Raw genomic sequence first — 18,160 nt, forward strand, 5'->3', positions numbered from 1 at the left:
GCTCAAGATACTCGAGAACATGAAGCGGCTGGACAGCGAACAGCTCAACGGCCAGGACGAGGATCAGGCGGATTGACGTCCGCCTTGCGCCGCCTCGCTGTCTGCAAGGAACTCCTGCCGCACGGATTCGTCGTCGAAGAATACGGGATGTCGCCCAACGCCGAATTGCGCGTCACTTCGTGCCGAAGCGCGACTCCAGCAGATCGACCTCTCTGACCAGCTTGCGGGCGGTTTCGTCAGAGACCTGGCGGGCCCGCGCCATGCGGTAGAACTCGGTGCGTTCGGCGCGAAGCCCGACAAGCCGGAGCTTCCGCTCGATCTCGTCGATCTTGCGAGCCAGCGTCGCCTCTTTGCCGGTCTTGGACCGGCTGTCGATGCGCTGGCGATAGAGTTCCATGATGCGAACCCCTGCGTCGGTATAAAGATCGGCGTCGTTGCGGCCTTCACCCATTTCGTGCTGCGCCCGCTCGACGGCTTGAATCGCGAGTTCGGCCGCCGCGACGCGCGCCAGATCCTCTTCCTCCTGCAGCGACGGTTCGGGCGGCAGTTCCAGGTCCTCTAGAAGATAGGGCAGGGTGACGCTTGCCGCGACCAGCGACACGATGATGACGCCGGCGGCTAGGAAAATGGCGAGGTCGCGCGCCGGAAACGCAGAGCCGTCATTCATCCTCAAAGGCAGCGTGAGCACGCCGGCAAGCGTGATGGTTCCCCGCACGCCCGCGAGTGATGTTGCCGCGATGAGACGCCAGCTTGGTATGTAGGGGTGTTGGCCCTTCAGTGAGGCTCGAAACAAGGTGAACCGCAGCGACGTCCAGACCCAGAGGAAGCGCAGCGCCGCAAGCGCGAGGTTGATGGCGACGACATAGGCCACCAGCCAGATCGGTTCGTGGTGTCCGGTCTCGCGCACCGCGCGCGCCGCTCCGGTGAACAGCTGCGGAAGCTGCTCGCCGAGCAGCACGAAGATTATGCCGTTGGCGGTGAACTGGACCAGATCCCAAACCGCGCTGCGCCGAACCCGGGTGACGGGAAGCGCCTGGCCGCCCTGTTCCACGTAGCTCATGGTGATGCCGGCGGCAACGGCCGCGAGAATACCCGAGCAACGCAGATGTTCGGCCAGAAGGTAAGCGCCGAACGGTATCAGCAGGCTGATCAAGATCTGCGAACCCGTCTCCTCGCCGAAGTGCTGCGATACCCAGTTCTTTGCAATGGTCGCTATCCAGGTCACGCCGACACCGATGACGATGCCGCCGATCGCAACCCAGAGGAACGTGCCGAAGGCGCCAACCGGGGAGAACGTTCCGGTCAGGGCAGCGGCGATGGCAAAGCGCATGCACACCAGGCCCGAAGCATCGTTGAGCAGCGATTCGCCTTCGAGGATGTGCATCAGCCGCCTCGGAATCGGCACGCGGGAGGCAATCGCAGACACGGCAATCGGATCGGTGGGAGAAACGATCGCGGCCAGTGCGAAGGCAACGGCGAGCGGCATCGCCGGAATCATCCAGTTGACGAAATATCCGACACCCACGACCGTGAACAGAACAAGGCCGAGTGCCAGTTCCAGGATCGTTCCCTTGTCACGGAACAGACCTTCCTTCGGAATGCGCCATCCATCCAGGAAAAGCAGCGGCGGCAGGAACAGCAGGAAGAAAATATCCGGCTTCAGCTCCACGCCGAGATCGGCGACCGAAGCAATCGCCGCACCGAGTGCGATCTGAACGAGAGGGAGCGGCAGCAGCAGAGGGGACATGCGCGCAAACGCGCCGCTGACCACGACGGCCAGCAGCAGAAACAGGGCAACAGCAATCGTCTCCAAGCTCTGTCTCGCGCGTGTTGATGTTGACGCGGATTCCTGCGATCGAACCCGCGGCACCATAGCCATGCTGACCGATTCATTCCACCCGCCGATCGATTCCGGCCGGCCGTTCCCCACGGAACGATTTCGGGCGGTTCGCGATCACCGCTCGACGTCGGCCGGCACGGCGGGGATGGCGAACCTATTTCCCCGTCTGAATCCATTCCGCAGCACCTCGCCACAGCGTGCCGCGATGTTCGGGGCGGAAGAAACCCAGATGGCCGATCTTGGCGACGCCGGCGTCGGCCGGCGCGATCGTGAGTATTTCCGGCGTGATCGAGGTAAACCCGGAACACAGCAGTTCGACCGCCGGCCGCGTCGCCCAGGGATCGTCGGACAAAGTGAGCGCGCGCATCGCGCCGTGAAATTTTGGAAAGTTCTTCAGGCCGCTGAGCTTGGGATCGTCGAACAGATAGCGTTTGTGCATCACCCAGTCGACCCATTGCAGGAACACATCTCTGGGCAGGTCCTCGCCGATACCGCTCCATCCCGGCGCATAGCCGAGCAGCCGGGTGAGGGGGGTGCCGATAAAATTCAGCATGGCGTAGATGCGGTAGCGCTCGGGCGAGGCCATCAGCTTCCAGTAGCCGGCCTGCGCCGCGATCAGGAGCGCGCGCGACACTTCGGCGTTGTTGGCCAGCAGTCCCAGCGCCTGGCCGCCGAAGGAATGGCCGACATAGTTGAGCGGCAGGCTGTGGTAGCGCTCGCGCATCCAGGCTACCGCGGCGGTGATATCGAGCGCGGCCCAGTCCGACATCGAGGCCTTGAAGCCGACCAACGATTTGGGCTGGTTGTAACCGACCAAGGCCTTTTGCCTGGAATCGCCGACGCCGCGATAGTCATAGGTCAACACGGCGCAGCCCCGCCCCGCCAAGTAGCCGGCAAAGCCGCGGTAGATCTTGCGCGGCACGGCGGTGGCCGAATTGATCAGCACGGCATGGCGCTTCGCCCCGCGCGGCAGGAACAGGCTCGCCGTCAGCAAATATCCGTCCGCCGCGGGAAAGGTGATGTCGTCGATGAAAACGTCGTCCAGCGCAGCCTCTGCCACCGCGTTTGCCCCGTGCTTGTGTGATGCGTCCAGCAAATGCGAATTAAGCTTTAGCCGCAAGAGCTTGTCTGGCGGTAAGCAATTCCAACTGGCGGTCCGGGTTCTGCCTGTGTATAACCCGGCCCTCCGCTGCTTCCTTTAAGTAGCGGTTTTTGCTCAGGAGTTGACGTCATGTCCGAGCGGTGGACCCCCGACAGCTGGCGGACCAAGCCGGTGATGCAGATCCCCGAATATCCCGATGCCAAGGCATTGGCCGATGTCGAGGCGCAGCTTGCCACGTTTCCTCCGCTGGTTTTTGCAGGCGAGGCCCGCAACCTGAAAAAGGCGCTGGCGCGCGTCGCAGCCGGCGAGGCCTTCCTGCTTCAGGGCGGCGACTGCGCCGAAAGTTTTGCCGAGCACGGCGCCAACAACATCCGGGATTTCTTCCGCGTCCTGCTGCAGATGGCGGTGGTGCTGACCTATGCCGGCGCGGTGCCGGTGGTGAAGGTCGGCCGTATTGCCGGACAATTTGCAAAGCCGCGCTCCTCGCCGACCGAAAAGATCAATGGTGTCGAACTGCCCAGCTACCGCGGCGACATCGTCAACGATATCGCGTTCACGGCGGCCGCGCGCGCCCCCGATCCGCAGCGCCAGCTGATGGCCTATCGGCAGTCGGCCGCGACTCTGAACCTCTTGCGCGCGTTCGCCACCGGCGGTTTTGCGAACCTCGGCAGCGTGCATCAATGGATGCTGGGCTTCCTCAAGGATTCCCCGCAGTCGCGGCGTTACAAGGAATTGGCCGATCGCATTTCGGAGGCGCTGAACTTCATGCGCGCCTGCGGGCTCGATCTGGAAAGCCACCCGGAGCTGCGCGCCACCGATTTCTACACCAGCCATGAAGCGCTGCTGCTCGGCTACGAGCAGGCTTTTACGCGAGTGGATTCGACGACGGGCGACTGGTACGCGACCTCGGGCCACATGATCTGGATCGGCGACCGCACCCGCCAGCTCGATCACGGCCATGTCGAATATTTCCGCGGCATCAAGAATCCGATCGGCCTGAAATGCGGCCCGTCGCTGAAGCCCGACGAATTGCTCAGGCTGATCGACGTGCTCAATCCCGACAACGAGCCCGGGCGGCTGACCCTGATCAACCGTTTCGGCTCGGACAAGATCGCCGATCATCTGCCACAGCTTCTCCGTGCCGTTAAGCGCGAGGGCCGGGTGGTGGTCTGGTCGTGCGATCCGATGCACGGCAACACCATCAGCTCGACCTCCGGCTACAAGACAAGGCCGTTCGACCGCATCCTGTCGGAAGTGAAGTCGTTCTTCACCATCCACGCCGCCGAAGGCACCCATCCCGGCGGCGTGCACCTGGAAATGACCGGCCAGGACGTGACCGAGTGCATCGGCGGCGCGCGCGCCATCACCGACGAGGACCTCAACGACCGCTATCACACGGTTTGCGATCCCCGGCTCAATGCCGAGCAGTCGATCGACATGGCCTTCCTGATCGCCGAGTTGCTCAAGCAGGAGCGCGTCGGCAAGGTCAAGCCGATGCCGGCCGCGGCGGGCCTTTAGAATTGCTGCGGTTCTGGCGGGCTACCATCAACACGCGCAACGGGCTCGCCTTTGCGATCCGCTCGGAGCAGGCCATTCGCGAGGAGATCGCGGCCCTGGCGTTGGCGCTGCCGCTGGCGTGGCTGATTGGGGCGACCACAATGCGCCGCGTCGAGCTGGTCGCTGCCGTGGTTCTGGTCCTGATCATCGAACTGCTCAACACCGCGATCGAGAAGCTGGCCGACCGGCTGACCACCGAACATGATCCGCAGATCGGGCGGGTCAAGGATATGGGCTCGGCGGCGGTCGGCGTCGCGCTGGTGATGGCCGGCCTGTTCTGGCTGTTCGCCATCGCTGAACGCATGGGCGTGGCCTGAACCATGCAATTGCAGTTTGGCCGGCATCTGGCGAAGCCCGAGGGGGCATGCTATATTTGATTTGCTCATTATGAGGATAAGACTCGCTCCATGACCGAACGAGCCGATCAGTTTGCGATAACGCTTGCCCAGCTGAACCCAACGGTGGGCGACGTCAGCGGCAACGCCGCCAAGGCCCGCGCCGCCCGCGCGCAGGCGCGCGCCGAGGGCGCCGACCTCGTCGTGTTTCCCGAATTATTCATTGCCGGCTATCCACCTGAGGATCTCGTGCTGAAACCGGCGTTTCAGTCGGCCTGCCGTGCGGCCATCGAGGAACTCGCGCGCGACACCGCCGACGGCGGCCCGGCCGTCCTGATCGGGAGCCCCTGGGTCGAGGACGGCAAGCTCTATAATGCCTGCGCGCTGTTGGACGGCGGGCGCATCGCCGCCATCCGTTACAAGGCTAACTTGCCGAATTACGGCGTGTTCGACGAAAAGCGCCTGTTCGCGCGCGGCCCTGCCGCAGGTCCCGTTACCATCCGCGGCATCCGGGTCGGGGTGCCGATCTGCGAGGACATCTGGCTGGAAGAATCGGAAGACTACGAAAACGTCGTCGAATGTCTCGCCGAGACCGGCGCGGAAATTCTGGTGGTGCCGAACGGCTCGCCTTACGCGCGCGACAAGAACGATGTGCGGCTGTCGATCGCCGTCGCCCGGGTCACCGAAAGCGGGCTGCCGCTGATCTATCTCAACCAGATCGGCGGCCAGGACGAACTGGTGTTCGACGGCGCCTCGTTTGCGCTGAACGCCGATCTCTCGGTGGCCGCGCAGCTGCCGGCCTTCGCCGAAAGCATCACGACGCTGCGCTGGCGCAAGGGCGAAAGCGGCTGGCACTGCGCCGGACCGATGGCATCTGTCCTCGACGGCGACCAGGGCGACTACGCGGCCTGCGTGCTGGGCCTGCGCGACTATGTCGCCAAGACTGGATTCCCGGGGGTGCTACTGGGGGTGTCCGGCGGCATCGACTCGGCGCTGTGCGCCGCGATCGCGGTCGATGCGCTGGGCGCCGAGCGGGTCCGCGGCGTGATGCTGCCATTTCGGTTCACCGCGCAGGTGTCGCTCGACGACGCGGCCAAGCTCGCGGGCGCCCTCGGCATCCGCTACGAGGTGCTGCCGATAGCGCCGGCGGTCAACGGCTTCGAAGCGATCCTTGCGGAAACCTTCAAGGGCCTGCCGCGCGACATCACCGAGGAGAATCTGCAGGCGCGCACGCGCGGCACACTGCTGATGGCGATTTCCAACAAGACCGGCGCGATGGTGGTCACGACCGGCAACAAGTCGGAAATGTCGGTGGGCTACGCCACGCTCTATGGCGACATGAATGGCGGGTTCAATCCGATCAAGGATATCTACAAGACCGAGGTGTTCCGGCTCTCGACCTTGCGCAATTCCTGGAAGCCGGACGGCGCGCTCGGCCCCTCCGGCGAGGTCATCCCGGTCAATATCATCACGCGGCCGCCGACCGCGGAGCTGCGCGAAAACCAGACCGACCAGGATTCGCTGCCGCCCTATGACATGCTCGATGCCGTCCTGGAGCGGCTGGTCGAGCGCGAAGAGCCGCTGGCATCGATCGTGGAGGCGGGTTTTGACCGCGAGGTGGTGGCGCGGATCGATCGTCTGCTCAACATCGCCGAGTACAAGCGGCGGCAGGCCGCGCCGGGCGTCAAGGTGACCAGCCGGAATTTCGGGCGCGACCGCCGTTATCCCATCACCAACCGCTTCCGCGATAGCGGCAAGCCCTTGCCGAAACCCGACGACGCGCTGCTATCGCGCCCGAGAAGCGGATCGGCCGAAGCGTTCGAGGGATGAGAGAGCTTGGTCCGAAACGTGGATACCGGCTTTCGGAAAAATCATGCTCTGACAACAAAGGCGACGGATCTGATTCAGCGAAGCTGGATCAAATCCTAACGCGCGGGGATGAAGGTCGGGCCGATCGTGCGGATCTGCTTGTCGCCGGTTGTGGCGGTTGAAGCGGTCGGAGGCGCCACGGCGTCCGGTGCGGGATTGGCGGGCGCGGTGGCGGTGGTGCCCGGGGCGCCCTTCTTCCCAGTTGTCGGGGTCCCCTTCGTCGGCTGCGGCCGCGCCATCTTCTTCGCGCTGTCTTCGGTGACGATGATGTCGCCTTGCTGCTCGGCGGCGGCCTTGTCGTCGATGTTCTTCAGCGCGTCGGACCAGGTCTGTCCCGCGGCCTTGCAGGAGCAGGAGGGGGTGAACTCCTGGCGGAAACGAAACGCGTTCGGCGACGACGTGTAGGGTTGGCCGCTGATCGACACGGCCTGGTTCATGTCTTCGCCGGGGTTGCGATAGGCAAACAGCGACGCATCCGCCGCCGGGCAGAGCGCCTTGCAGGTCTTTTCGTCGTCGGGGAAGCGGGCGGGCACGGTCGCGAACGAGATCGGAAAATAAGCGCCGTCGCAGGAGCGGACGCAGACGGTGCGGAAGGTGCCGGACTGCGGACCGAGATCGGTGCCGGGCGGATTCGGGTTGCTGTTGTTGTTGCCGAACAGATTATCCAGGAAGTTGCCCGGGCCGCGCAGCGCGTTGGCGTATTGCGGGCCGCAATTGTTCTGCGCCAGCGCGGTCAGGACCGAGCGGCGCTGGTTTTCGCGGTCGGCGCCGCCGAGGCCGCCGCTGCGCAGCCGCTCCAGGCTGGACGTGATCTGGTCCATGTTGGCCCGCATCTGCTGGATCTGGTTGTTGACCGGGCCGCATTGCGCCGACTGGCCGGAGAACAGCGAGAAAAACCCGGAACTGTCGCAGCCCATGCGCTTGGCCTGCAGCGTGACGCGGTCGAGCTCCGCCTGCTGCTTGGTCGCGGCATCCTGGTAGCGGCGGATTTGATCTTCCTTGGCCGGATCGCCGGAGCCGCCGCGGTCGATGGTCGCCAATTGTGCTTCCAGCCGCGGGCACACGGGATTGACCGGCGCCGCAGATGTTCCCGGTGTGGGCACGCCCTGCGGCGGCGTCGGTGGATTGCTCTGCGCGGAGGCGTCGACGCTCAGCACGCTCACGCCAATTACCGCGACGCAGGCCAGGATCCAGCGGCAAGAGGGGGAAATCAGTTCAGGCATATCCGGCCATTGAGGGGCTCCGCGCAGGCTTGAGATGCCGACCGCGCGGCCATCGCGGCCTCCCATAGCTGCTTCTCGGGGCAGCGTCACGTCGTTTCCTTGGCGCCGGTGTGGCGGGGTGATTCTGTCGAGACGGTAATGGTTTAGCGTTGGCAGGTAATCGCGACATATTCGTCGCAGCCGGCATGGGCGCAGTTCGCGCCGGCCTTGGGAACCGAGCCGGTGATTTCATCCGGGTCGACGCGGCGGTAGGACGAGGCGTCCGCGAAGTCGCGCGACTGGCAGTAGGAGCGGGCGACGTGGGCGCCGCATTTCTCACCCTTGGCGAGGCACTGGTCGACGCCGTAGCCGTCCGACTGGTTGGCGACGATGAAGACGCGGCTGTCAGCCGAGGCCGCCGACGCGGCAGCCACGAAGACAACGGCCAATAGGGTGGATACGGATCGCATGCGGCACCGGAGAAATGAGAGGATCGCCCTCATTGGATAGACCCAAAACCTTAAGAATGATTAACCATGGCGGGCCGGGCCGTTTGGTGCTCCAAACGGGCTTTTCTGTGGCACCTGACGCAATCACTTGACGGAATCCCCTCAGCTGGCCCATGGTGGTCCGATGAACGGTTTCCTCGCCATTTGTGGCATTTGCCGCGAGATTACGAGCTAGCGATTCGCTGGCTGAGGCCGTCTTTTCTCACACGAGATCACTGGACGCCCGGCCGGAAAGGCACGGGATATCCATGGAAATGCGCCTCTACGATACGTTGACGAAGGAAAAGCGGCTGTTCACGCCGCTCGATCCCAACAACGTGCGCATGTATGTCTGCGGGCCGACGGTCTATGACTTCGCCCATATCGGCAATGCGCGCCCAGTCATCATATTCGACGTGCTTTTTAGGCTGCTACGGCACACCTACGGCGCCGATCACGTGACCTACGTCCGCAACATCACCGACGTCGACGACAAGATCAACGACCGCGCCGCGCGGGATTTTCCCGGCCTGCCGCTGAACGAGGCGATCCGCAAGGTCACCGAGCTGACCGAAAAGCAGTTTCACGCCGACGTCGACGCGCTCGGCTGCCTGCGTCCGACGGTCGAGCCGCGCGCGACCGAGCACATCGCTGAGATGCGCGCCCTGATCGAAAAACTCGTGCAGGGCGGTTTTGCCTATGTCGCGGAAGACCACGTGCTGTTCTCGCCGCAGGCGATGAATGCGGCGAATTCGATTCTGCCGCGCTATGGCGCGCTCGCCAACCGCACGCTGGACGAAATGATCGCCGGCGCGCGCGTCGATGTCGCACCCTACAAGCGCGACGCCACCGATTTCGTGCTGTGGAAGCCGTCGAAGCCGGGAGAACCGTCATGGCCGTCGCCGGCGGGCATCAAGGCGGAGGGGCGTCCGGGCTGGCATATCGAGTGCTCGGCGATGGCGTGGAAGCATCTCGGCGAGCGGTTCGACATCCATGGCGGCGGCATCGATCTGGTGTTTCCGCATCACGAGAACGAACTCGCGCAAACCTGCTGCGCCTTTCACAGCGACCGCATGGCGAACATCTGGATGCACAACGGCTTCCTGCAGGTCGAAAGCGAGAAGATGTCGAAGAGCCTCGGCAATTTTGTCACCATCAGGGAACTGCTGGCGGACTGGCCGGGCGAAGTGCTGCGCCTCAATATGTTGAAGACGCACTACCGTTCGCCGATCGACTGGACATTGAAGGGCGTCGAAGAAAGCGCGAAGACGCTCGACGACTGGTATTGGGTCGCTGCAGATCTTGGGGGGGAGCGGCCTTCGGATGCCGTCATCGAGGCGCTGTCGGACGACTTGAACACGCCGCTGATGATCGCCGCGTTGCACGGTTTGCGGAATAGCGCGGCATCCGGAAACGATCGCGATCGCGGCCAGTTTGCCGCTTCCCTGCGGCTACTCGGTTTCCTGTCCGAGACTTCGGCGGAATGGAAGGGCCGAAAGCAGCAAGCGAGCGGCGTCGACGCCAACCAGGTCGACAACCTGATTTCCGCCCGCGCCGCTGCGCGCGCGCGGAAGGATTTTGGGGAATCCGACCGTATCCGCGATGAACTGGCAGCGATGGGCGTGGTGATAAAAGATTCCAAGGAAGGCACCACCTGGGAGATCGCGCGATGACGAAACCCGACACGCCTTTTCCAAAGCACTGGCGCTATTACATCGTCATCAAGTGGGCCGTGATCGCGGCCGCCGTCGTGCTGGCGCTAAAACTGTTCGGAGTGTTTTGAGGCGATGGGACAGACGCTACCCAAACCCGGCTTGCGGCCGTTCCTTGCCGCCGATACGCCCGTGCTGGCGGCGATCTTCGCCGCTGCCATCGAGGAGCTGACCGGCGACGACTATAGCGAGGCGCAGCAGCAGGCCTGGGCCGGCGTTGCCGAGGACGAGGAAGCGTTCGGCAAGCGCCTGGCAAGCGAACTCACGCTGATCGCGACACTGCAGAATTCTCCGGTCGGTTTCGCCGCGCTGAAGGGCGCCGATCATATCGACATGCTCTATGTGCATCCGGGCGCGGTCGGGCAGGGCGTCGCGTCGATGCTGTGCGAGGCGCTGGAAAAGCTGGCCGGGAGCCGCGGCGTCAAGAGCCTCACGGTCGACGCCAGCGACAACGCGACGGAATTCTTCGCCAAGCGCGGCTACGTCGCCAAACAGCGCAACACCGTTACCGTCAACGGCGAATGGCTCGCCAACACCACGATGCAGAAGACGCTGGGTGACGGCGCCAAGCCTGGAGCTCCCACATGAGCCGCGAACGCCTTTATCTGTTCGACACCACGCTGCGCGACGGCGCGCAGACCAACGGCGTCGATTTCACGTTGCATGACAAGCAGCTGATCGCCGGCATGCTCGACGAACTCGGCATCGATTATGTGGAGGGCGGCTATCCCGGCGCCAATCCGACCGATACCGAATTCTTTGCCGCCAAGCCGAAGCTCGAACACGCGAGCTTCACGGCGTTCGGCATGACACGGCGGCCGGGCCGTTCGGCCTCGAACGATCCGGGCCTGGCGGCACTCCTGGAAGCCAAGGCGGATGCGATCTGCTTTGTGGCGAAATCCTCGGCCTACCAGGTGCGCGTGGCGCTGGAGACCACCAACGAGGAAAATCTCGCCTCGATCCGCGACAGCGTGAAGGCCGCGAAGGAGGCGGGCCGCGAGGTCATGCTCGACTGCGAGCACTTCTTCGACGGCTACAAGGAAAACCCCGAATTCGCGCTCGCCTGCGCCAGGGCGGCCTACGATTCCGGCGCGCGCTGGGTGGTGCTGTGCGACACCAATGGCGGCACCATGCCGCATGAGGTGGAGGCCGTCGTCACCGAAGTGACAAGACACATCCCCGGCGATCACATCGGCATTCACGCCCATAACGACACCGAGCAGGCGGTGGCCAATTCGCTGGCGGCGGTGCGCGCGGGCGCGCGGCAAATCCAGGGCACGCTGAACGGGCTCGGCGAGCGCTGCGGCAACGCCAATCTGTGTTCGTTGATCCCGACCTTGCGGCTGAAACGCGAATTTTCCGACTCCTTCGAGATCGGCGTGTCCTCAGGCAAGATGGCGACCCTGATGAAGGTGTCGCGCACGCTCGACGACATGCTCAACCGCGCGTCGAACCGGCACGCGCCTTACGTCGGCGAGAGCGCCTTCGTCACCAAGACCGGCATTCACGCCTCCGCCGTGCTCAAGGATCCCCAGACCTACGAACACGTGCCGCCCGAATCGGTCGGCAATCATCGCAAGGTGCTGGTGTCCGATCAGGCCGGCCGCTCCAACGTCATCGCCGAGCTCGACCGCGCCGGCATTCCCTACGACAAGAACGACCCGAAATTGCTTCGGCTGGTCGAGGAAATGAAGGATCGCGAGGCCGCCGGTTACGCCTATGAATCCGCCAACGCCTCGTTCGATCTGCTGGCACGGCGCACCTTGGGCAAGGTGCCGGAATATTTTCGGGTCGAGCAATTCGACGTCAATGTCGAGCAGCGCTACAACGCCAACGGCCAGCGCGTCACGGTGGCGATGGCGGTGGTGAAGGTCGATGTCGACGGCGAGAAGCTGATCTCGGCGGCGGAAGGCAATGGCCCCGTCAACGCGCTCGACGTCGCGTTGCGCAAGGATCTCGGCAAGTATCAGAAATTTATCGAAGGCCTGAAGCTGATCGATTACCGCGTGCGTATCCTCAATGGCGGCACGGAAGCGGTGACGCGGGTGCTGATCGAGAGCGAGGACGAACAGGGCGAGCGCTGGACCACGATCGGCGTGTCGCCCAATATCATCGACGCCTCGTTCCAGGCGCTGATGGATTCGGTAATCTACAAACTGGTGAAGTCACGTGCGCCGGCGTGAGGCTTGGTGACCTGAGAGAGATCATTGCGAGCGAAGCGTAGCAATCCGTAGATCCCGCCGTGGTGGCACCATGGATCGCTTCGTCGCTTCGCTCCGCGCAATGATGGCTGGGTGGGGGGCCTTCCATGATCGACCACGTCTCCATCGGTGTCGCTGACCTCGAAACCGCCGCGCGCTTTTACGAAGCGACGCTGGCGCCGCTCGGGCTTTCGCGTCTGGTGACGCGGCCGGCGACGATCGGCTTCGGCAAGACCTATCCCGAATTCTGGATCAATTTGCGCGACGGAATGGCGGCGGTCGGGCCGGACAGCGGCGTTCATATCTGTCTCCGCGCGAAGTCGACCGGCGAGATCGATGCCTTCCATGCCGCTGCGCTGAACGCCGGCGGCCGCTCCGACGGGGCACCGGGGCCGCGCCCGCACGAGCGCGTGCGCTATTACGCTGCGTTCGTCATCGATCCCGACGGCAATCGCATCGAGGCGGTGACATTCCCGGCGGAGTGACGCTAACGGCGTTAAAGCCGGCGGGCAATTTCGGGTGCGAGTTCCTCTGTGCCCTCCGGGACGCGCGCGGCGGCGGCGCGGAGCCGCGGCAGGATCTCCTCGACCCGCTCCGCTTTCAGAATCTCGACCGCCAGCGTGGGGCGAATGAACTCGGTGGCGCGCATATGCGAAAGCAGGGCGAGCAGGGGTTCCCAGAAGCCGTCGATATTGGCGAGCAGAACCGGCTTGGTATGGCGGCCGAGCTGCTGCCAGGTCAGTTGCTCCACCAGTTCCTCCAGCGTGCCGATTCCGCCGGGCAATGCCACGAACGCGTCGGAACGCTCGAACATCAGCCGCTTGCGTTCGTGCATGTCGGGCGTGACGATCATTTCCTGAACGCGCTTCAGGGCGTTTTCGCGGGTGGTTAGGAAGTCGGGGATGATGCCCGTCACGACGCCGCCGTGATCGAGCACCGATGTCGCTACCGCGCCCATCAGCCCGATCGAGCCGCCGCCATAGACGAGGCGAATGCTATTCTCGGCGAGCGCTTTCCCAAAGCCGATCGCCGCGTCGATAAAACGGGGATTTGTGCCGGGGCCGGAGCCGCAATAGACACAAACAGTCCTGATTTTGTTTGTCATGTTTGGCATGTGGCACTGCAGCGTAAGAGCGTCAAGCCTATAGGATTCGCTTGGCTGGTGAATCTACCCGTAAATGCCCGGAACTCGCGAAAGAATCGCGCCTATTAAGGGTGCACGCGGCGTGCAAACGCTCTATATGACGGGCACGATGCAGAAAAGCAGAAAACGCGGGACCGCGACTCTTCAGGCGCTTGATTGATGGCTCATCACCACTCGGCCTCCGGCGCCGGCGAAGCGCTGTCTCCCCCCGATAATTCAGCCGAGAAGGCGACCCTGATCGGGACGCTGGTGCATCTGTGGCCGTATATCTGGCCCGGCGATCGCGCCGACCTCAAGATGCGCGTGGTCTGGTCGGTGGTTCTGTTGCTGATCGCCAAGGTGGCGACGCTCGCGGTGCCCTTCACCTTCAAATGGGCGATCGACGCCTTGACCGGCGCGGACACCGCGCCGGTGGCGCCGTCGAACTGGACGTTGTGGCTGATCGCGTCGCCCTTCATCATGACCTTGAGCTACGGCGGCTTGCGCGTGCTGATGGCGGTCCTGACGCAGTGGCGCGACGGCCTGTTCGCGCGCGTGGCGATGCATGCGGTGCGCAAGCTCGCCTACCGCACCTTCGTCCATATGCATGAGCTGTCGCTGCGCTTTCACCTGGAGCGCAAGACCGGCGGACTGACGCGGGTGCTGGAGCGCGGCCGGTTGGGCATCGAAGTCATCGTGCGGATGGTAATCCTGCAACTGGTCCCGACCGTCGTCGAAGTTACGCTGCTGATGGCGGTGCTGTTGTGGAAGTTCGACTGGCGCTACGTGCTCGCGACCATGATCACGGTCGTGATCTTCATGTATTACACCTATATCGCGACCGAATGGCGGATCGAGATCCGCCGCAAGATGAACGAATCCGATACCGAGGCGAATACCAAGGCGATCGACTCGCTGCTGAACTATGAGACGGTGAAATATTTCAGCGCCGAGGAGCGCGAAGCCACCCGCTACGACCGGTCGATGGAGCGCTACGAACAGGCCAGCGTCAAAACCTACACCTCGCTCGCGGTTCTCAACACCGGGCAGGCGATCATCTTCACCGCCGGCCTCACCGCGACCATGGTGATGTGCGCCATCGGGGTTCGCAACGGCACCAACACGGTCGGCGATTTCGTCATGGTCAACGCCATGATGATCCAGCTCTACCAGCCCCTCAATTTCATGGGCATGGTCTATCGCGAGATCAAGCAGGCGATCATCGACATCGAGAAGATGTTCAGCGTTCTGTCGCGCAATCCCGAGGTCAAGGACGTCGCCGGCGCCAAGCCGCTGGTCGTGACCTCCGGCAATGTGCGCTTCGAGGATGTGCGCTTTTCCTACGATCCCGAGCGCGCGATCCTGAAAGGGCTGAGCTTCGAGGTGCCGGCCGGCAAGACGGTCGCGATCGTCGGACCGTCTGGCGCCGGCAAATCGACCATCTCGCGGCTGCTGTTCCGCCTTTATGACGTCTCCGGCGGCAAGATCCTGATTGACGGCCAGGACATCCGCAATGTCACGCAGTCCTCGCTGCGGGCGTCGATCGGCATGGTGCCGCAGGACACCGTGCTGTTCAACGACACGATCCGCTACAACATCCGCTACGGCCGCTGGGACGCCACCGATGCCGAAGTCGAGGAGGCGGCGCAACTCGCGCAAATCGATCCGTTCATCCGGATGTCGCCGAAAGGGTATGAGACCCAAGTGGGCGAGCGCGGCCTGAAACTGTCGGGCGGCGAGAAGCAGCGTGTGGCGATCGCGCGCACCGTGCTCAAGGCGCCGCCGATCCTGGTGCTCGACGAGGCGACCTCCGCGCTCGACAGCCATACCGAGCATGAAATACAGGAGGCGCTGGAGCGGGTGTCGCGCAACCGCACCTCGCTCGTGATCGCGCACCGGCTGTCCACCATCGTCGGCGCCGACGAAATCATCGTGCTCGATCAGGGCCGTATCGCCGAGCGCGGAACCCATGCGCAGCTTTTGGCAACCGGCGGACTCTATGCCAGTATGTGGAACCGGCAGCGCGAGGCCCAGGAGGCGCGCGCGAGGCTGGCGCTGATCGCCGACGAGAACGAAGCGCCGAACCGCGAGCCACCGCCGGTCGACGATGGGCTGGTGACGCCTGCCGCCGCGGAATGACCGAAACCAGAATCGCTCTCCCACAACGGGAGAGGGTCCAAATGACAGTGAACCGCTGAATGTCCATCGCCAATTCCATCCGCGCGCAGATCCCGACGATCCACCCCGAGGGCTATCCGTTCATCGGCGGCTTTGCGCTGGTCAGCCTGATCCTGTTCTGGATCTGGTCGCCGCTGGGGTGGATCGGCACCTTGCTGACGATCTGGTGTGCGCTGTTTTTCCGCGATCCAATCCGGGTGACGCCGGTGCGCGAGGGCATCGTGGTGGCGCCGGCCGACGGGCGCGTCTCGATGGTGACGCAGGTGCTGCCGCCGGCCGAACTCGGTCTCGGCGACCGGCCGCTGCCGCGGATATCGATCTTCATGAGCGTTTTCAACTGCCATGTGAACCGCAGTCCGGTGGCAGGGCGGATCGATCGCATCGCGTACCGGCCGGGCACCTTCATCAATGCCGAGCTGGACAAGGCCAGCGAGGACAATGAGCGAAATTCGCTCGTGATCTCGACACCCCAGGGGCGCATCGGCGTGGTCCAGATCGCTGGTCTGGTGGCGCGGCGGATCGTATCGTTCGTGCGCGAAGGGCAGTCGATCGGCGCCGGCGAGCGGTTCGGGCTGATCCGTTTCGGATCGCGCCTCGACGTCTACTTGCCCGAAGGCACCAAATCGCTGGTCTCCGAGGGCCAGACCGCCATCGCCGGGGAGACCATTCTGGCCGATTTCCGGGTCAGTGACAGCGGCCGGACTTTCCGGGCGGATTAACCATTGCCGCGCCGAAGCGCCCGGCCGATGCAATGGCGGAACAGGCCGGCGCTTGCTATATATGGTCGAGCCATGCAAATGCCCTTCGATCCCAACACCCCGGAGATGCGCCGCCGCCGGTTTCGCCCGATCCCGGTGCGGATGCTGGTGCCCAATGTCATCACTCTGCTGGCGATCTGCGCCGGGCTGACCGCGATCCGCCTGTCGACCGAAGGGCGGATGGACATCGCGGTGGGCGCGATCGTACTGGCGGCCTTTCTCGATGGGATCGACGGCCGTGTCGCGCGCTTGATCAAGGGCCAGTCGAAATTCGGGGCAGAACTCGACAGCCTCGCGGATTTCGTCAATTTCGGCGTCGCGCCCGGGCTGATCCTGTATTTCTGGCAATTGCACGAGCTGAATAATGGCGGCTGGATCGCGGCGATGGTGTTCGCGATCTCGGGCGGCTTGAGGCTGGCGCGTTTCAACGCGACCATGGACGATCCTAACAAGCCGGCCTTCGCGGCAAATTACTTCACCGGTGTTCCGGCGCCCCTCGGTGCGATCACGGTGCTGCTTCCGATCTATCTCGGCTTCCTCGGCATGCCGAAACCCCCGGCGATGCTGACGGCGGCCTATACCCTATTGATCGCGTTCCTGATGGTCTCGCGGCTGCCGGTGTTTTCGGGGAAGACCGTGCGCATGCGCGTGCCGCCGGAAATGGTGCTGCCGGTTTTCGTCTCGGTGGTTTTCTTCATCGCGCTTCTGATCGGCTATCCCTGGTACATTCTGTCGGCGGGTTCGCTGCTTTACCTGCTGAGCCTGCCGGCCGGCTGGAAATCCTATCGCGACCATGCCCGCAAGGCCGCCGAACCGGCTGCCACCGCGTCCGCCGGCGCCGCGCCAGCCACTCCGGCGTCACCATTCGCGCCGGTGGTTTCCGAAGCGGACGAGGACGAGCGGCCGCCGCGGCTGAACTGAGCGGCCTTCGGCCGGCATCGGCCATTTGCGGCTTTCGCGCGAAACCGCCCGGGATATCTGCCATGAGCGATCACCGAGTTGGGTTCGACCCCGATCTCGGCTATATGGCTCTCCAAGCACGGCCTGCATGATCTGGCCGGCCGTTAAGAATTCTGGAGAAAACGCCGTGACGGATTCCGCAAAGGCGCCGCTGCCTGCTTCGCTTCTCGAAGCGCTCGGGCGCTACGATACGCCGACGATCTGCAACGCGATGGAAATCGTCGCACCCGAACGCCGGCTGATCGGCTACACCACCAAGCCGCTGGTGTGTCCGTTCCCGGATCTGCCGCCGATGGTCGGCTATGCGCGCACCGTGACGATCCGCTCCGTGCTCAAGTCGAGTCTCCCGGCCGCCGAGCAGGCCAGGCGCCGCATCGAATATTACGAATATGTCGGCACCGGTTTCGGTCCGCGCATCACCGTGATCCAGGACATCGACGGGGCGGATGTGGGATATGGCGCGTTCTGGGGCGAGGTGCAAAGCTCCGTGCACAAGGCGCTCGGCTGTCTCGGCGTGGTCACCGACGGATCGATCCGCGACATCCCGCAATGGGCGCCGGGTTTCCAGGCGCTCGCCGGATCGATCGGACCATCGCACGCCTGGGTCCACGCCGAAAGCTTCGGCGGCGAAGTGCGCGTTGCCGGGATGACGGTGCGCTCCGACGATCTCATCCACGCCGACCAGCACGGCGCGATCGTGATCCCGATCGGTATTGCCGCCAAAATCCCCGAGGCGGCCGAACTCTGCGGCCGCCGCGAGACCCCGATCCTGGAAATCGCCCGAGCCAAGGATTTCAGCCTTGAAAAGCTGAAAGAGGCGCTGAAGCGGTCGGCC

General features: G+C 64.0%; 16 protein-coding genes. 11 read left to right on the plus strand and 5 right to left on the minus strand.

Going from position 1 to position 18,160, the window contains the following annotated elements:
- Positions 1-172: 172 nt before the first annotated feature.
- On the minus strand, positions 173-1,813 hold the full coding sequence (locus QZ213_RS09645) for a Na+/H+ antiporter (RefSeq protein ID WP_291685851.1): 1,641 nt from the start codon (positions 1,811-1,813) through the stop codon (positions 173-175).
- 181 nt (positions 1,814-1,994) lie between these two features.
- Positions 1,995-2,900: an alpha/beta fold hydrolase gene (locus QZ213_RS09650; protein WP_291685838.1), complete on the minus strand. Its 906-nt coding sequence runs from the start codon at positions 2,898-2,900 to the stop codon at positions 1,995-1,997.
- Positions 2,901-3,071: 171 nt separating this feature from the next.
- On the opposite strand from QZ213_RS09650, the gene QZ213_RS09655 reads away from it, so the two are divergent.
- From QZ213_RS09655 to QZ213_RS09665, 3 genes are all read left to right on the plus strand, one after another.
- Positions 3,072-4,460, plus strand: a complete 1,389-nt coding sequence (locus QZ213_RS09655) for a class II 3-deoxy-7-phosphoheptulonate synthase (protein ID WP_291685839.1) — start codon at positions 3,072-3,074, stop codon at positions 4,458-4,460.
- Between the two features lie 2 nt (positions 4,461-4,462).
- Positions 4,463-4,816, plus strand: a complete 354-nt coding sequence (locus QZ213_RS09660) for a diacylglycerol kinase (protein ID WP_291685840.1) — start codon at positions 4,463-4,465, stop codon at positions 4,814-4,816.
- Between the two features lie 90 nt (positions 4,817-4,906).
- Positions 4,907-6,664 (plus strand): NAD+ synthase, encoded by a 1,758-nt coding sequence (locus QZ213_RS09665; protein ID WP_291685841.1) that lies wholly within the window; start codon positions 4,907-4,909, stop codon positions 6,662-6,664.
- Positions 6,665-6,759: 95 nt separating this feature from the next.
- On the opposite strand, the gene QZ213_RS09670 is transcribed toward QZ213_RS09665, so the two are convergent.
- Together QZ213_RS09670 and QZ213_RS09675 are read right to left on the minus strand one after the other, a co-directional pair.
- On the minus strand, positions 6,760-7,926 hold the full coding sequence (locus QZ213_RS09670; protein WP_291685852.1) for a DUF2865 domain-containing protein: 1,167 nt from the start codon (positions 7,924-7,926) through the stop codon (positions 6,760-6,762).
- A gap of 143 nt (positions 7,927-8,069) precedes the next feature.
- Positions 8,070-8,375, minus strand: a complete 306-nt coding sequence (locus QZ213_RS09675; RefSeq protein WP_291685842.1) for a hypothetical protein — start codon at positions 8,373-8,375, stop codon at positions 8,070-8,072.
- Positions 8,376-8,662: 287 nt separating this feature from the next.
- Between QZ213_RS09675 and cysS the strand changes: the two genes are divergently transcribed.
- The 4 genes from cysS (at position 8,663) to QZ213_RS09695 (ending at position 12,791) form a co-directional block, all read left to right on the plus strand.
- Positions 8,663-10,066: a cysteine--tRNA ligase gene (gene cysS / locus QZ213_RS09680; RefSeq protein ID WP_291685843.1), complete on the plus strand. Its 1,404-nt coding sequence runs from the start codon at positions 8,663-8,665 to the stop codon at positions 10,064-10,066.
- 114 nt (positions 10,067-10,180) lie between these two features.
- Complete coding sequence (locus QZ213_RS09685) at positions 10,181-10,693, plus strand: GNAT family N-acetyltransferase (protein ID WP_291685844.1); 513 nt, start codon at positions 10,181-10,183, stop codon at positions 10,691-10,693.
- Positions 10,690-12,288, plus strand: a complete 1,599-nt coding sequence (cimA, locus tag QZ213_RS09690) for a citramalate synthase (protein WP_291685845.1) — start codon at positions 10,690-10,692, stop codon at positions 12,286-12,288. The genes QZ213_RS09685 and cimA overlap by 4 nt, the downstream gene beginning before the upstream one ends.
- Positions 12,289-12,413: 125 nt before the next feature.
- Positions 12,414-12,791: a VOC family protein gene (locus QZ213_RS09695; protein ID WP_291685846.1), complete on the plus strand. Its 378-nt coding sequence runs from the start codon at positions 12,414-12,416 to the stop codon at positions 12,789-12,791.
- An 11-nt stretch (positions 12,792-12,802) separates the two neighbouring features.
- Here the strand turns inward: QZ213_RS09695 and QZ213_RS09700 are convergent, their stop codons facing one another.
- Positions 12,803-13,411, minus strand: a complete 609-nt coding sequence (locus tag QZ213_RS09700; protein ID WP_291685847.1) for a TIGR00730 family Rossman fold protein — start codon at positions 13,409-13,411, stop codon at positions 12,803-12,805.
- Positions 13,412-13,609: 198 nt separating this feature from the next.
- On the opposite strand from QZ213_RS09700, the gene QZ213_RS09705 reads away from it, so the two are divergent.
- The 4 genes from QZ213_RS09705 to QZ213_RS09720 form a co-directional block, all read left to right on the plus strand.
- Positions 13,610-15,568, plus strand: a complete 1,959-nt coding sequence (locus tag QZ213_RS09705; protein ID WP_291685848.1) for an ABC transporter ATP-binding protein/permease — start codon at positions 13,610-13,612, stop codon at positions 15,566-15,568.
- Positions 15,569-15,627: 59 nt separating this feature from the next.
- Positions 15,628-16,326 (plus strand): phosphatidylserine decarboxylase, encoded by a 699-nt coding sequence (locus QZ213_RS09710; protein ID WP_291685849.1) that lies wholly within the window; start codon positions 15,628-15,630, stop codon positions 16,324-16,326.
- 78 nt (positions 16,327-16,404) lie between these two features.
- Positions 16,405-17,286: a CDP-diacylglycerol--serine O-phosphatidyltransferase gene (gene pssA / locus QZ213_RS09715; protein WP_291685853.1), complete on the plus strand. Its 882-nt coding sequence runs from the start codon at positions 16,405-16,407 to the stop codon at positions 17,284-17,286.
- A gap of 166 nt (positions 17,287-17,452) precedes the next feature.
- Positions 17,453-18,160 (plus strand): RraA family protein (locus QZ213_RS09720; protein ID WP_291685850.1); only part of this gene is annotated, 708 nt, incomplete at its 3' end.

This window comes from Bradyrhizobium sp. (assembly GCF_017881085.1).
Classification (GTDB): Bacteria; Pseudomonadota; Alphaproteobacteria; order Rhizobiales; family Xanthobacteraceae; genus Bradyrhizobium.